Source organism: Allobosea sp. P4_C6 (assembly GCF_056402015.1).
In genome coordinates, this window is sequence record NZ_JBFUIF010000030.1 from 1 (window position 1) to 13985 (window position 13985).

At 64.8% G+C, this 13985-nt stretch carries 25 protein-coding genes; all 25 read left to right on the forward strand.

Annotated features, from left to right (window positions below; translation table 11 throughout):
- The coding region (locus AC1DVA_RS19460; protein WP_476806958.1) for an EF-Tu C-terminal domain-related protein at window positions 1-286 on the forward strand (286 nt) is incomplete at its 5' end.
- A 67-nt stretch (window positions 287-353) separates the two neighbouring features.
- A complete protein-coding gene (gene rpsJ / locus AC1DVA_RS19465; protein WP_043237115.1) occupies window positions 354-662 on the forward strand; it encodes a 30S ribosomal protein S10 in 309 nt (102 codons plus the stop codon).
- Window positions 663-732: 70 nt separating this feature from the next.
- A complete protein-coding gene (gene rplC / locus AC1DVA_RS19470; protein ID WP_265053784.1) occupies window positions 733-1461 on the forward strand; it encodes a 50S ribosomal protein L3 in 729 nt (242 codons plus the stop codon).
- Window positions 1461-2081 carry a 50S ribosomal protein L4 gene (gene rplD, locus AC1DVA_RS19475; RefSeq protein ID WP_265053783.1) on the forward strand — a complete coding sequence of 207 codons (621 nt, stop codon included), beginning with the start codon at window positions 1461-1463 and terminating at the stop codon, window positions 2079-2081. Before rplC ends, rplD begins: the two co-directional genes overlap by 1 nt.
- A complete protein-coding gene (locus AC1DVA_RS19480; protein WP_265053782.1) occupies window positions 2078-2386 on the forward strand; it encodes a 50S ribosomal protein L23 in 309 nt (102 codons plus the stop codon). Before rplD ends, AC1DVA_RS19480 begins: the two co-directional genes overlap by 4 nt.
- Window positions 2387-2402: 16 nt before the next feature.
- Entirely contained in the window at window positions 2403-3245 is an 843-nt protein-coding gene (rplB, locus tag AC1DVA_RS19485) for a 50S ribosomal protein L2 (RefSeq protein ID WP_265053781.1), read from the forward strand.
- Between the two features lie 8 nt (window positions 3246-3253).
- Window positions 3254-3532, forward strand: coding sequence for a 30S ribosomal protein S19 (gene rpsS, locus AC1DVA_RS19490; RefSeq protein ID WP_055730182.1), 279 nt, complete (start codon window positions 3254-3256; stop codon window positions 3530-3532).
- Between the two features lie 3 nt (window positions 3533-3535).
- Window positions 3536-3916 carry a 50S ribosomal protein L22 gene (rplV, locus tag AC1DVA_RS19495; RefSeq protein WP_265053780.1) on the forward strand — a complete coding sequence of 127 codons (381 nt, stop codon included), beginning with the start codon at window positions 3536-3538 and terminating at the stop codon, window positions 3914-3916.
- 10 nt (window positions 3917-3926) lie between these two features.
- Window positions 3927-4658 (forward strand): 30S ribosomal protein S3, encoded by a 732-nt coding sequence (gene rpsC, locus AC1DVA_RS19500; RefSeq protein ID WP_265053779.1) that lies wholly within the window; start codon window positions 3927-3929, stop codon window positions 4656-4658.
- Window positions 4659-4676: 18 nt separating this feature from the next.
- Window positions 4677-5090 (forward strand): 50S ribosomal protein L16, encoded by a 414-nt coding sequence (gene rplP, locus AC1DVA_RS19505; protein ID WP_089175048.1) that lies wholly within the window; start codon window positions 4677-4679, stop codon window positions 5088-5090.
- An 11-nt stretch (window positions 5091-5101) separates the two neighbouring features.
- Window positions 5102-5314: a 50S ribosomal protein L29 gene (gene rpmC, locus AC1DVA_RS19510; RefSeq protein ID WP_265053778.1), complete on the forward strand. Its 213-nt coding sequence runs from the start codon at window positions 5102-5104 to the stop codon at window positions 5312-5314.
- A gap of 10 nt (window positions 5315-5324) precedes the next feature.
- On the forward strand, window positions 5325-5567 hold the full coding sequence (rpsQ, locus tag AC1DVA_RS19515; protein WP_265053777.1) for a 30S ribosomal protein S17: 243 nt from the start codon (window positions 5325-5327) through the stop codon (window positions 5565-5567).
- A 210-nt stretch (window positions 5568-5777) separates the two neighbouring features.
- Window positions 5778-6146: a 50S ribosomal protein L14 gene (gene rplN, locus AC1DVA_RS19520; protein WP_055730187.1), complete on the forward strand. Its 369-nt coding sequence runs from the start codon at window positions 5778-5780 to the stop codon at window positions 6144-6146.
- Window positions 6146-6463 carry a 50S ribosomal protein L24 gene (rplX, locus tag AC1DVA_RS19525; protein WP_149128657.1) on the forward strand — a complete coding sequence of 106 codons (318 nt, stop codon included), beginning with the start codon at window positions 6146-6148 and terminating at the stop codon, window positions 6461-6463. The genes rplN and rplX overlap by 1 nt, the downstream gene beginning before the upstream one ends.
- Window positions 6456-7022 (forward strand): 50S ribosomal protein L5, encoded by a 567-nt coding sequence (rplE, locus tag AC1DVA_RS19530; protein WP_476806959.1) that lies wholly within the window; start codon window positions 6456-6458, stop codon window positions 7020-7022. Before rplX ends, rplE begins: the two co-directional genes overlap by 8 nt.
- 36 nt (window positions 7023-7058) lie before the next feature.
- On the forward strand, window positions 7059-7364 hold the full coding sequence (rpsN, locus tag AC1DVA_RS19535) for a 30S ribosomal protein S14 (RefSeq protein ID WP_199085556.1): 306 nt from the start codon (window positions 7059-7061) through the stop codon (window positions 7362-7364).
- 13 nt (window positions 7365-7377) lie between these two features.
- Window positions 7378-7776, forward strand: coding sequence for a 30S ribosomal protein S8 (gene rpsH, locus AC1DVA_RS19540; protein ID WP_047582049.1), 399 nt, complete (start codon window positions 7378-7380; stop codon window positions 7774-7776).
- Window positions 7777-7813: 37 nt separating this feature from the next.
- Entirely contained in the window at window positions 7814-8347 is a 534-nt protein-coding gene (gene rplF, locus AC1DVA_RS19545) for a 50S ribosomal protein L6 (RefSeq protein WP_265053775.1), read from the forward strand.
- A gap of 11 nt (window positions 8348-8358) precedes the next feature.
- Window positions 8359-8721 (forward strand): 50S ribosomal protein L18, encoded by a 363-nt coding sequence (gene rplR / locus AC1DVA_RS19550; protein WP_265053774.1) that lies wholly within the window; start codon window positions 8359-8361, stop codon window positions 8719-8721.
- A gap of 147 nt (window positions 8722-8868) precedes the next feature.
- Window positions 8869-9426, forward strand: coding sequence for a 30S ribosomal protein S5 (gene rpsE / locus AC1DVA_RS19555; RefSeq protein WP_038365418.1), 558 nt, complete (start codon window positions 8869-8871; stop codon window positions 9424-9426).
- A gap of 10 nt (window positions 9427-9436) precedes the next feature.
- Window positions 9437-9631: a 50S ribosomal protein L30 gene (rpmD, locus tag AC1DVA_RS19560; protein WP_265053773.1), complete on the forward strand. Its 195-nt coding sequence runs from the start codon at window positions 9437-9439 to the stop codon at window positions 9629-9631.
- 12 nt (window positions 9632-9643) lie between these two features.
- Window positions 9644-10120: a 50S ribosomal protein L15 gene (gene rplO, locus AC1DVA_RS19565; RefSeq protein WP_265053772.1), complete on the forward strand. Its 477-nt coding sequence runs from the start codon at window positions 9644-9646 to the stop codon at window positions 10118-10120.
- Between the two features lie 154 nt (window positions 10121-10274).
- On the forward strand, window positions 10275-11612 hold the full coding sequence (secY, locus tag AC1DVA_RS19570) for a preprotein translocase subunit SecY (protein WP_265053771.1): 1338 nt from the start codon (window positions 10275-10277) through the stop codon (window positions 11610-11612).
- Window positions 11613-12206 (forward strand): adenylate kinase, encoded by a 594-nt coding sequence (locus AC1DVA_RS19575; RefSeq protein ID WP_265053770.1) that lies wholly within the window; start codon window positions 11613-11615, stop codon window positions 12204-12206.
- Between the two features lie 244 nt (window positions 12207-12450).
- Entirely contained in the window at window positions 12451-13653 is a 1203-nt protein-coding gene (locus AC1DVA_RS19580) for an ABC transporter substrate-binding protein (RefSeq protein WP_265053769.1), read from the forward strand.
- The last annotated feature ends 332 nt before the right edge of the window (window positions 13654-13985 follow it).

Below are 13985 nucleotides of genomic sequence, written 5' to 3' on the forward strand. Positions count from 1 at the left end.
GCCGCACACGAAGTTCAAGGCCGAGGCCTACATCCTGACGAAGGAAGAGGGTGGCCGTCACACGCCGTTCTTCACCAACTACCGCCCGCAGTTCTACTTCCGCACGACGGACGTGACCGGCGTGGTGACGCTGCCCGAGGGCACGGAGATGGTGATGCCGGGCGACAACATCTCGATGGAGGTGACCCTGATCGCCCCGATCGCGATGGAAGAGAAGCTGCGCTTCGCCATCCGCGAAGGCGGACGTACCGTCGGCGCCGGCGTCGTCGCCAGCATCATCGCGTAACGCGTTTGCGTGAGGGCGAAGGCCCTGCAGGGGCTTTCGCCTTTTCACGTCACGGAGAAACAAGACCATGAACGGTCAGAACATTCGGATCCGCCTCAAGGCGTTCGACCACCGCATCCTCGACGCGTCCACGCGCGAGATCGTGTCGACCGCGAAGCGGACGGGCGCTCAGGTCCGCGGGCCCATTCCGCTGCCCACGCTCATCGAGAAGTTCACCGTCAACCGCTCGCCGCACATCGACAAGAAGTCGCGCGAGCAGTTTGAGATGCGGACCCATAAGCGGGTTCTCGACATCGTCGACCCGACCCCTCAGACGGTCGACGCCCTCATGAAGCTCGATCTCGCCGCCGGCGTCGACGTCGAAATCAAGCTCTGATCCGATTTGAACGGGTCCTCTGTTTCCGGTTCCGCCGGATGGACATGACCCCAAGGGAAGGTATGCACCGATGCGTTCCGGTGTGATTGCACAGAAAGTCGGGATGACCCGCATCTTCACCGATGCCGGCGAACATATCCCGGTCACCGTGCTGAAGCTCGACAGCTGCCAGGTTGTCGCGCATCGCACGAAAGAGAAGAACGGCTACGTGGCCGTGCAGCTGGGCTCCGGCACGGCGAAGGTGAAGAATGTCTCGAAGGCGGAGCGCGGTCATTTCGCGGTCGCCACGGTCGAGCCGAAGCGCAAGGTGGTCGAGTTCCGCGTCAGCGATGACGCGCTGATCCCCGTCGGCGCCGAGCTGACCGCGGACCACTTCGTCGTCGGCCAGTTCGTCGACGTCTCCGGCACCACCACCGGCAAGGGCTTCGCCGGCGGTATGAAGCGCTGGAACTTCGGCGGTCTGCGCGCCACGCACGGCGTCTCGGTCTCGCACCGTTCGATCGGTTCGACCGGTGGCCGCCAGGATCCGGGCAAGACCTTCAAGAACAAGAAGATGCCGGGCCATCTCGGCGCCGAGCGCGTCACCACGCAGAACCTGCGCGTCGTCCAGACGGATGCCGAGCGTGGCCTGATCCTCGTCGAGGGCGCCGTTCCCGGCGTCGCCGGCGGCTGGATCCATGTCCGCGACGCCATCAAGCGCGCCCTGCCGAAGGATGCGCCGCTGCCGGGCAAGTTCAAGGTTTCCGGCGAGGCCAAGGCGGACGAGGCTCCTGCGGCCCAGGCTGAGGAGAACGCGTGATGAAGTTCGATATCACCACTCTCGAGGGCAAGTCGGCCGGTTCGGTCGAGCTGTCGGATGAGGTGTTCGGCCTCGAGCCGCGCGCCGATCTGCTCGCCCGCATGGTCCGCTATCAGCTCGCCAAGCGTCGCGCCGGGACTCACAAGTCCAAGGGCCGCTCGGAAGTCGATCGCACCCGCAAGAAGATCTACAAGCAGAAGGGCACCGGCGGCGCTCGCCACGGCGCGGCTTCGGCTCCGCAGTTCCGCGGCGGCGGCAAGGCCTTCGGCCCCGTGCTGCGCGACCACACTCACGATCTTCCCAAGAAGGTCCGTGCGCTCGCCCTGCGCCATGCGCTCTCGGCCAAGGCCAAGGACGCCGGCATCATCGTTATCGACGACGTGAAGCTCGACGAGCCGAAGACCAAGGTGCTACTCGGCCATTTCGGCAAGCTTGACCTGTCGAGCGCGCTGATCGTCGGCGGCGCAGAGATCGATACCAACTTCGGCCTGGCTGCCCGCTCGATCCCGAATGTCGACGTGCTGCCGGTCCAGGGCATCAACGTCTATGACATCCTGCGTCGCGACAAGCTCGTCCTGACGCGCGCGGCTGTCGATGCGCTGGAGGCGCGCTTCAAATGAGCCAGTCCAAGAATCTGGACCCGCGCCACTACGATGTGATCGTGGCGCCGGTCATCACCGAGAAGGCGACGATGCTCTCCGAGCACAACAAGGTCGTCTTCAAGGTTGCGCGCACCGCGACCAAGCCGCAGATCAAGGCGGCGATCGAGAAGCTCTTCGACGTCAAGGTCAAGAGCGTCAACACGATCGTCACCGAAGGCAAGGTCAAGGTCTTCCGTGGCCGCCTCGGCCAGCGCTCGGACGTCAAGAAGGCCGTTGTGACCCTCGAAGAGGGCCACTCGATCGACGTGACCACGGGCCTCTGAGGGAAGGATCGCCATCATGGCTTTGAAACACTTCAAGCCGATCACGCCGAGCCTTCGCCAGCTCGTGATCGTCGACCGCAGCGAGCTCTACAAGGGCAAGCCGGTCAAGGTGCTGACCGAGGGCAAGAGCTCCTCGGGCGGCCGTAACAACCTCGGCCGCATCACCGTCCGCTTCCGCGGCGGTGGCCACAAGCGCACGCTTCGCCTCGTCGACTTCAAGCGTCGCGGCAAGGACGGCATCCCGGCGACCGTCGAGCGGCTCGAATACGACCCGAACCGCACGGCCTTCATCGCCCTGATCAAGTATCAGGACGGCGAGCAGGCCTACATCCTGGCGCCGCAGCGCCTGGCTGTCGGCGACACGGTCATCTCGGGTGAGTCGGTCGACGTGAAGCCCGGCAACGCGGCCCCGATGGGTTCGCTGCCGATCGGCACGATCGTCCACAACGTCGAGCTTAAGATCGGCAAGGGTGGCGCTCTGGCCCGTTCGGCCGGCAACTACGCCCAGATCGTCGGTCGCGACCAGGGCTACGTCATCGTTCGCCTGAACTCCGGCGAGCAGCGCCTGATCTCGGGCCAGTGCTACGCCACGGTCGGCGCCGTCTCGAACCCGGATCACATGAACCGGAACGACGGCAAGGCCGGTCGCTCTCGCTGGCTCGGCCGCCGTCCGCATAACCGCGGCGTCTCGATGAACCCGGTCGACCATCCGCACGGTGGTGGTGAAGGCCGGACCTCGGGCGGCCGTCACCCGGTTACGCCCTGGGGTCTGCCGACCAAGGGCAAGAAGACCCGCTCGAACAAGCGGACCGATACGTTCATCGTGTCGAGCCGTCACGCCCGCAAGAAGAAGAACTGAGGTCCGTCATGGCGCGTTCGCTTTGGAAAGGTCCGTTCGTCGACGGATACCTCCTGAAGAAGGCCGAGGTCGCCAGGACCTCGGGCCGCAATGAAGTTATCAAGATCTGGAGCCGACGCTCCACGATCCTGCCGCAGTTCGTCGGTTTGACGTTCGGCGTTTACAACGGCCAGAAGCATGTGCCGGTGTCCGTGTCCGAGGAGATGGTGGGCCACAAGTTCGGCGAGTTCTCGCCGACGCGCACCTTCCACGGCCACGCTGCCGACAAGAAGGCGAAGAGGAAGTAAGCCATGGGTAAAGCATCAGCCCCCCGTGCGCTGCCGGACAACGAAGCGATTGCGATTGCCCGCAACCTTCGCGTCTCGCCGCAGAAGCTGAACCTCGTCGCTCAGCTGATCCGTGGCAAGAAGGTCGCGACGGCTCTCGCCGATCTCGAGTTCTCGCGCAAGCGCATCGCGAACGACGTTCGCAAGTGCCTGCAGAGCGCGATCGCCAACGCCGAGAACAATCATGATCTCGACGTCGACGATCTCGTCGTTGCCCAGGCCTTCGTCGGCAAGGCGCTCGTGATGAAGCGCTTCCACGCCCGCGCCCGCGGCCGTGGCGCCCGTATCATGAAGCCGTTCTCGAACATCACGATCGTGGTGCGCGAGCAGGCTGCGCAGGCCTGAGGAGAGAACGATGGGTCAGAAAATCAATCCGATCGGCCTTCGCCTCGGCATCAATCGCACCTGGGATTCGCGCTGGTTCGCGAGCAAGGGCGAGTACGGCAAGCTGCTGCATGAGGACATGGCCATCCGCGCCGCCCTCATGAAGCTGCTGAAGCAGGCCGCCGTCTCGAAGATCATCATCGAGCGTCCGCACAAGAAGTGCCGCGTCACCATCCACTCGGCGCGTCCGGGCGTGGTGATCGGCAAGAAGGGTGCAGACATCGAGAAGCTCCGCAAGGAAGTCTCGAAGCTCACCAAGGCCGATGTCACGATCAACATCGTCGAGGTGCGCAAGCCCGAGATCGACGCCACGCTGGTTGCCGACTCGATCGCGCAGCAGCTCGAGCGCCGCGTCGCCTTCCGTCGCGCCATGAAGCGCGCCGTGCAGTCGGCGATGCGTCTGGGCGCCGAGGGCATCCGCATCAACTGCTCGGGCCGTCTCGGCGGCGCCGAGATCGCCCGCCTCGAATGGTACCGTGAGGGCCGCGTGCCGCTGCATACGCTGCGCGCCGACGTCGACTACGGCGTCGCCACCGCTTTCACGACCTACGGGACGTGCGGCATCAAGGTCTGGATCTTCAAGGGCGAGATCCTGGAACACGACCCGATGGCCCAGGACAAGCGCCTCTCCGACGAGGGCGGCCGTTCCGGCGGCCGTGACCGCGATCACCGCGATCGCGATCGTCGCGAGCAGGCTGCGTAAGGCTGATCGAGAAGAGCCATGCTGCAACCAAAACGCACCAAGTTCCGCAAGCAGTTCAAGGGACGCATCCACGGCGTCGCCAAGGGCGGCACGGACCTCAACTTCGGCCAGTTCGGCCTGAAGGCCCAGGAGCCCGAGCGCGTCACCGCCCGGCAGATCGAGGCGGCCCGCCGCGCGATCACCCGTGCCATGAAGCGCGTCGGCCGTGTCTGGATCCGCGTCTTCCCGGACGTGCCGGTTTCCAAGAAGCCGACCGAAGTCCGCATGGGTAAGGGCAAGGGTTCGCCCGAGTTCTGGGCGGCCAAGGTCAAGCCGGGCCGGATCATGTTCGAGCTCGACGGCGTGTCCGAGGAGATCGCCCGCGAGGCGCTCCGTCTCGGCGCCGCCAAGCTGCCGATCAAGACCCGCTTCATCCAGCGCATCGCCGAGTAAGGGAGGGCGACATGAAAAGCACACAGCGTCTTTCCGACCTGAAGTCGATGAGCACGGATCAGCTCCATGACGAGCTGCTCAAGCTGAAGAAGGAGCAGTTCAACCTGCGCTTCCAGAAGGCTACGGGCCAGCTCGAGAACTCCGCGCGCGTCACCGAGCTGCGCAAGGACATCGCCCGCATCAAGACGCTGCAACGGTCGAAGGCCGTTGCGGCCAGCGCGTGAGGAGAGAATAATGCCTAAGCGCGTACTGCAGGGCGTCGTCGTCAGCGACAAGCAGAACAAAACTGTTGTCGTGAAGGTCGAGCGGCGTTATACGCACCCGCTCCTCAAGAAGACGGTTCGCCGCACGAAGAACTATCACGCCCACAACGAGGCGGGTTCGTTCAAGATCGGCGACACGGTGTGGATCGAGGAGTCCAAGCCGATTTCCAAGCTGAAAAGCTGGGTTGTGCTCGACAGCGCCCCCAAGGCGTGAGGCGAGACCGCTTTGCCCGGCCCCGAATCAGGGGCGGGCAGGGCGCCCGTAGGAAGCCGGACATGTTTCTCCGCAAAGGTGGAAACCACTTTTGCGGATCATGTTTTGTTTTGAGGCCAGGGGGCGATCGACCCCCGTCAGTCGTAGTCCCGGGCAGCGCTGAGGCGGTCCGGGAAACCGCCTGATACACAGATTGGAAGGATCAAGGCCATGATCCAGGTGCAGACGAATCTCGACGTCGCCGACAATTCCGGCGCGCGTCGTGTGATGTGCATCAAGGTTCTGGGCGGATCGAAGCGCAAGTACGCCGGTGTCGGCGACATCATCGTCGTTTCGATCAAGGAAGCCATTCCGCGCGGTCGCGTGAAGAAGGGCGACGTCATGAAGGCGGTCGTCGTTCGCACCGCCAAGGACGTCAAGCGCGCAGACGGTTCGGTGATCCGCTTCGACCGCAATGCGGCCGTGCTGATCAACAACCAGAAGGAGCCGGTCGGCACGCGTATCTTCGGACCGGTTCCGCGCGAGCTGCGCGCCAAGAACCACATGAAGATCATCTCGCTGGCGCCGGAGGTGCTGTGATGGCTGCGAAGATCAAGAAGGGCGACAAGGTCGTCGTGCTCGCAGGCCGCGACAAGGGCAAGTCGGGCGAAGTGCTGCAGGTCCTGCCGAAGGATGCCCGCGCCGTCGTGCGTGGTGTCAACCTCGTCAAGCGCCACACCAAGCAGTCGCAGACGTCCGAGGGTGGCATCATCTCGAAAGAGGCCACCATCGACCTGTCGAACATCGCCGTGGCCGATCCGAAGGACGGCAAGCCGACCCGCGTTGGTTTCAAGGTGCTCGATGACGGCCGCAAGGTTCGTTTCGCCAAGCGTTCGGGGGATCTGATCGATGGCTGAGGCTCAGCAGGCGGCTCTCTCGCCGCGCATGAAGAAGCATTACGAGGACGTCGTTCGTCCCGCGATGATCGCCGAATTCGGCTACAAGAACGTCATGGAAGTGCCGACGATCGAGAAGATCGTCATCAACATGGGCGTTGGCGAAGCGACGGCCGACCGCAAGAAGGTCGACAACGCCGCCGGCGATCTCGCCATGATTGCCGGCCAGAGGCCGGTCATCACGAAGTCCCGCCTCGCCATCGCCGGCTTCAAGCTGCGCGAGAACATGGCGGTGGGCTGCAAGGTCACGCTGCGCAAGACCAAGATGTTCGAGTTCCTCGACCGGCTCGTCACCATCGCCTTGCCGCGCGTGCGCGACTTCCGGGGCCTGAACCCGAAGTCGTTCGACGGGCGCGGCAACTTCGCGCTCGGGATCAAGGAGCACATCGTGTTTCCGGAGATCAACTACGACAAGGTCGACCAGGTCTGGGGCATGGACGTGATCGTCTGCACGACTGCGAAGTCGGACGACGAGGCGCGCGCCTTGCTCAAGCACTTCAACTTCCCGTTCCGGCAGTGAACCTAAGCGTTCATACGCGGAAACCAGGAGAGATCGATGGCTAAGAAAAGCTCCGTCGAGAACAACGAGCGCCGCAGGAAGCTGGTGAAGAAATTCGCCGGCCGCCGGGCCCGTTTGCTCGCAATTGCCAATGACGACAACCAGCCCATGGACGAGCGCTTCCTCGCTCGCCTCAAGCTGGCTGAACTGCCGCGCAACTCGGCCAAGATCCGCATCCGCAATCGTTGCGAGGTGACGGGTCGTCCGCGCGCTTTTTATCGCAAGCTCAAGATGTCGCGTGTCGCGCTGCGTGAGCTCGGTAACAAGGGGCTGGTTCCCGGCCTCGTGAAATCGAGCTGGTGAGGAGTACTGGACAATGGCAATCATTGATCCGCTCGGCGATATGCTGACCCGCATCCGCAATGCGCAGATGCGTCGCAAGTCCCGCGTTTCCACCCCTGGCTCGAAGCTGCGCGCCCGCGTGCTCGACGTGCTGCAGTCCGAGGGCTATATCCGCGGCTACAGCCAGACCGAGTTCGGCAACGGCCGGACGGAGTTCGACATCGAGCTGAAGTATCACGAGGGCCAGCCGGTCATCCGGTCGATCTCGCGTGTTTCGAAGCCCGGCCGTCGCGTTTACTCGTCGGTCGAGACAATGCCGCGCGTGGCCGATGGCCTCGGCGTGACGATCGTCTCGACCCCGCGTGGCGTTATGGCCGATCATGTGGCCCGCGAGCAGAACGTGGGCGGCGAAGTGCTCTGCAAGGTCTTCTGACCTTTCAGGCGCCCCGCTCATCTTCAGGAGAGATCCAATGTCTCGTATCGGTAAGAAGCCGGTCTCGGTTCCCGCAGGCGTCACCGCCACGGTCACCGGCCAGCTGGTCAAGGTCAAGGGCTCGAAGGGCGAGCTCTCCTTCGAGGTGCCCGAGGACGTCTCGGTCGCCATGGAGGACGGTGCGATCGCGGTTCAGCCGCGTTCGCAGTCGAAGCGCGCCCGTGCGCTCTGGGGCACCTCGCGTGCCCGCATCAACAACCTCGTTGTCGGCACCACCGCCGGCTTCGAGAAGCGCCTCGAGATCAACGGCGTCGGCTACAAGGCCGCCGTCGCTGGCAAGGTGCTGAAGCTGTCGCTCGGCTACAGCCACGATATCGACTATGAGATCCCGGCCGGTGTCGCGATCACGACGCCGAAGCCGACGGAGATCGTCGTCGTCGGCATCGACAAGCAGGTCGTCGGCCAGACCGCCGCGGAGATCCGCGACTATCGTGGCCCCGAGCCCTACAAGGGCAAGGGCGTCAAGTACGCCGGCGAGTTCATCTTCCGCAAGGAAGGCAAGAAGAAGTAAGGACGCCAGCCATGAGCAAGCAGAACGATGTGACTGCGCGCCGCAAGGCCCGCGTCCGCCGCGCGATCAAGGCGGTTGCCAACGGCCGCCCGCGCCTTTCGGTGCACCGCACCGGCAAGCAGATCTATGCGCAGGTCATCGACGACGTGAAGGGGGTCACCCTGGCCTCGGCCTCGTCGCTCGACAAGGATCTGCGCGGCGATATCAAGTCCGGCGCCAACGTCGAGTCGGCCGCCATCATCGGCAAGATCGTCGCCGAGCGCGCGGTCAAGGCCGGCGTGACGGACGTGGTCTTCGACCGTGGCCCGTACATGTACCACGGCCGCGTCAAGGCGCTGGCCGAGGCAGCCCGCGAGGGCGGCCTGAGCTTCTGAGGCTACCGGGTTTCGCCCGGCCCGGCGTTCGCGCGCCGGCCGGGCGGCATCCGTTTTCAGGCTGCCCCCAGGCAATGAGGCCGAAGGGGATTTGCTCGAGCGAGCGGCGGAGCCTCAGGCTCTCGTCGCGCAAGTAAGAGGACAGAGATGGCTAGAGAGCCGCGTGAGCGTCGGGATAGCGAAGATTCCGAATTCGTGGATAAGCTCGTCCACATCAACCGTGTCGCCAAGGTGGTGAAGGGTGGTCGTCGCTTCGGCTTCGCCGCGCTCGTCGTCGTCGGCGACCAGAAGGGCCGCGTCGGCTTCGGCCACGGCAAGGCCCGTGAAGTTCCCGAGGCGATCCGCAAGGCGACGGAAGCCGCCAAGCGCGGCCTCGTCCGCATCCCGTTGCGCGAGGGCCGCACCCTCCATCACGACGTGCAGGGCCGCCATGGCGCCGGCAAGGTCGTGCTGCGCGCGGCTCCGGCCGGTACCGGCATCATCGCCGGCGGCCCGATGCGCGCCGTCTTCGAGGCGGTCGGCATGCAGGACGTCGTGTCCAAGTCGCTCGGCTCCTCGAACCCCTACAACCTCGTGCGCGCCACTTTCGACGCGCTGAAGAACGAGGACAGCCCGCGCTCCGTCGCGGCCCGTCGCTCGCTCAAGGTTTCGGCCCTGCAGACCCGTCGCCGCGATGCCGGCACGGATGCGGCTGCGGAAGCGTGAGGAGGGATTCATGGCAAAGGCTGAGAAGACCCTGACCGTCGAGCAGATCGGCTCCCCGATCCGCCGCGACGCCACCCAGCGCCAGACCCTGATCGGTCTCGGCCTGAACAAGATCCGCCGCCGCTCGACCCTCCAGGACACCCCCGCGGTGCGTGGCATGGTCGAGAAGGTCAAGCACCTCGTGCGCGTCGTCGACGCGAATTGAGGAGGGCGACACATGAAACTCAACGAGATTCGTGACAACGAAGGCGCTCTCAAGGAGCGCATCCGCGTCGGCCGTGGTATCGGCTCGGGCAAGGGCAAGACCGGTGGCCGCGGCGTGAAGGGTCAGACCTCGCGCGCCGGTGTCGCCATCAAGGGCTTCGAAGGCGGCCAGATGCCGCTGTATCGTCGCCTGCCCAAGCGCGGCTTCAACAACCTGTTCAGCAAGGATCTGAACGAGGTGAACCTCGGCCGCATCCAGCAGGCCGTCGAAGCCGGTAAGCTCGATGCCAAGGGTGCTGTCACCATCGAGGCGCTCGTCGCCGCCGGTGTCATCACCCGTCAGGCCAAGGATGGCGTCAAGATCCTCGGCGTCGGCGAGCTCAAGACCAAGCTCGCTTTCGAGGTGGCCGGCGCGTCCAAGTCGGCCGTCGCGGCGATCGAGAAGGCGGGCGGCACGGTCAAGATTCTGGCTGCCGCTTCACAGGCGTGATCCTAACGCCTACATGACGTTTGCGAACGGCGGCCGGGCCAGCGCCCAGGCCGCCGTTCGACTGTTTGACGCAAGGCACGCGACCCGAAAACGCACCGCGAGCGCGGCGGGGGATGTGCTTCAATGACTGACTTGAGACCCAAGGACCGGACGCATGGCATCGGCGGCTGAACAGCTTGCGGCAAACCTCAACTTCGGGGCCTTCGCCAAGGCGGACGAACTGAAGAAGCGGATCTGGTTCACGCTGGGGGCGCTCGTCGTCTACCGGCTCGGCACCTATATACCGCTGCCCGGCATGAACCCCGACGCGGTGGCGGACCTGTTCCGCCAGTCGCAGAGCGGCGTGCTCGGCATGTTCAACATGTTCTCGGGCGGCGCCGTCGGCCGTCTCGCCATCTTCGCGCTGGCTATCATGCCGTACATCTCGGCCTCGATCATCGTCCAGCTGCTGTCCAGCGTCATCCCGACCTTCGAGGCGCTGAAGAAGGAAGGCGAGCAGGGCCGCAAGACCCTCAACCAGTACACGCGCTACCTGACGCTGGTGCTGGCCGTATTCCAGGCCTATGCGATCGGCGTCGGCCTGCAGGGCTCGGGCAATCTGGTGCTGGAGCCGGGGCCGTTCTTCCTGCTCTCGACGACGCTCACGCTCGTCGGCGGCACGATGTTCCTGCTCTGGCTCGGCGAACAGATCACCAGCCGCGGCATCGGCAACGGCACCTCGATGATCATCTTCGCGGGCATCATCGCCGAATTCCCGTCGCAGCTCGCCCAGACCCTCGAACTCGGCCGGCAGGGCGCGATCTCGACCGGGCTGCTGCTCGGCGTGCTGGTCATGGCGGTCTGCGTCATCGCCTTCTGCGTGTTCATGGAGCGTGCTCAGCGCCGCCTGCTGATCAACTACCCGAAGCGCCAGGTCGGCAACCGCATGTATGAGGGCCAGACCTCGTTCCTGCCGCTGAAGCTCAACACCTCCGGCGTCATCCCGCCGATCTTCGCCTCGTCGCTGCTGCTCCTGCCGACGACGATCGCGAGCTTCTCGCAGGCTTCGGGCGGGACGGGCTTCCTCTCCATCATCGCGACCTATCTCGCGCATGGCCGGCCGCTGTTCATGATCCTCTACGCGGCGCTGATCATCTTCTTCTGCTTCTTCTACACCGCGATCGTGTTCAACCCGGTCGAGACGGCGGACAACCTCAAGAAGCATGGCGGCTTCATGCCGGGCATCCGCCCCGGCGAGCGCACGGCCGAGCATATCGACCGTATCCTCACCCGCATCACCGTGCTCGGCGCCGGCTATCTGACGATCGTCTGCCTTATCCCCGAGTTCATGATCACCTATGCTCAGATCCCGATCATCCTGCTGGGCGGCACTTCGCTGCTCATCGTGGTGACGACGACGATGGACACCGTGGCTCAAGTTCACGGACATCTGCTGGCCCATCAGTACGAAGGGCTGGTCAAGAAGGCCAAATTGCGAGGAGCGAGGCGCTAAATGCGGTTGATTTTCCTGGGGCCGCCGGGGGCGGGCAAAGGCACTCAGGCGGCGCGCATCGTCGCGAAGCATGGCATTCCGCAACTCTCGACCGGTGACATGCTGCGCGCGGCTGTCAGCGCCGGCACGCCGATCGGCCAGAAGGCCAAGGCCGTGATGGATGCGGGCGGGCTCGTCTCCGACGAGATCGTCATCGGCATCGTCGCCGACCGCATCGAAGAGGCGGATGCCAAGAAGGGCTTCATCCTCGACGGCTTCCCGCGGACGCTGGCGCAGGCCGAGGCGCTCGACCGGATGCTGGAGAGCAAGGGCGTGAAGCTCGACGCCGTGCTGGAACTCAAGGTCGACCAGAGCAAGCTCGTCGACCGTATCGTCCGCCGCGCCGAAGAGGCGAAAGCCGCCGGCCAGCCGGTGCGCAAGGATGATGATCCGGAAGTCTTCAAGACCCGGCTCGAGGCCTATAACCGCGATACGGCGGTGGTTGCGCCCTATTATGAGAAGCGCGGTCAGCTGACCCCGATCGACGGCATGCAGCCGATCGACAGCGTCTCCGAAGTGATCGCGAACGCATTGTCCGTGGCGGCGCAGGGCTGATCCGCCGGCGGCCACAAACTCGAAGCAGATACCGAACCCGGACAGGCCGAACGGCCTCTCCGGGTTTTTTCGTTCGGCGGTGCGCTTTTGCGTGCCGGCCTTTGTCTTTTCTCGGCCTGCCCGTGCGTTGACAGGCACAGGCCCGCCGGATGTGCTGACTGCAAGCCGCGAAAAGCGGTGTGAAGCGCCCGTCGACCGGGAGCGAAGCGGTTTTCCGGTCCGGCGCAGGACAGGGAGCAGGCGCATGACGACGAGATGGGGTGCATTGCTGGTCGCCAGCACGCTGGCGCTGATGCCGGCTGCGGCGCGGGCGCAGGATGCGGTCAAGATCGGCATCCTCAACGACCAGTCGGGCAACTATGCCGAATTCGGCGGGCTTGGCTCGGTCGAGGCGGCGAAGCTGGCGATCGAGGATTTCGGCGGTTCGGTGCTTGGCAAGCCAATCGAGATCGTCGCGGCCGACCACCAGAACAAGCCCGACGTCGCCGCCGGACTGGCGCGGCGCTGGTACGATGTCGACGGCGTCACCGCCATCGCCGACCTAACGAACTCGGCGGTCGCGCTGGCCGTAGGCGGGATCGCCAAGGAACGCCAGAAGGTCGCGCTCTACAATGGGCCGGCGACGACCCGGCTGTTCAACGAGGATTGCTCGGCGACCGGCTTCATGTGGACCTTCGACACCGCGACCTCGGCCAAGGGCACGGCGCTGTCGGTGCTGCGCGAGGGCGGCGACAGCTGGTACATCATTGCCGCCGACTATGCCTTCGGCCATCAGCTTACCGCGGATATCGAGGCCATCGTCGCGGCCAATGGCGGCAAGACGCTCGGCACGGTGCGGGCGCCGCTCTCCACGCCGGACTTCTCCTCCTTCCTGCTGCAGGCGCAGGCCTCGAAGGCGAAGATCGTCGCCTTCGCCAATGCCGGCACAGACACGATCAACTCGGTCAAGCAAGCCGGCGAGTTCGGCCTCGTCGATGGCGGGCAGAAGCTCGCCGCGATGGTCGTGGTGCTGAGCGACGTGCACGGCCTCGGCCTCGACAAGGCCAAGGGGCTGATCACCACCACCGCTTATTATCACGATGCCGACAAGCCGAGCCGCGACTGGGCGGACCGCTATATGGCGCGAACGAAGAAGATGCCGGGCATGATCCAGGCCAGCGTCTATTCCTCGGTGCTGCACTATCTCAAGGCGGTGAAGGCGGCGGGCACTGCCGCGGGTCCTGCGGTTGCCGCAAAGATGCGGGAGATGCCGGTCGAGGATTTCTATGCGCCCGGTGCCAAGGTCCGCGAAGACGGGCGGCTGATGAACGACATGCTGCTGGTCGAGGTTAAGGCGCCGGCGGCCTCGAAGGCTCCATGGGACTACTTCAAGGTCGTCCGCAGGATCCCGGCATCCGAGATCATCGCGCCGCTTTCGGAGAGCAAGTGCAGCTTGGTGAAGAAGTAAGCGGTCGCACTCAGGCGCGTCATTCCGGGCGGAGCAAAGCGGAGACCCGGAATCCATCGTAAAGCACGGTACTCTTCGATGGATTCCGGATCGGCGCGGCTTCGCCGCTTGTCCGGAATGACGGAGCCCCGTATGGCAGCGTTGGCTACGGCCTTGACCTGACAGTGCTTCGGCCGCTTTGCCGGCCTTGGCATGTTTCTTGGGTGCGAGGGTTGACTCGTGTCGCCCGACCGGTTAACGACCCGCCATCCGGTTCCAATGGGAGCGATGCCGTTACCCTCGCGAGAGGGGGCGACGTCGCGTTACTGCGTGGAGCCGTTCAACGTCCTGCA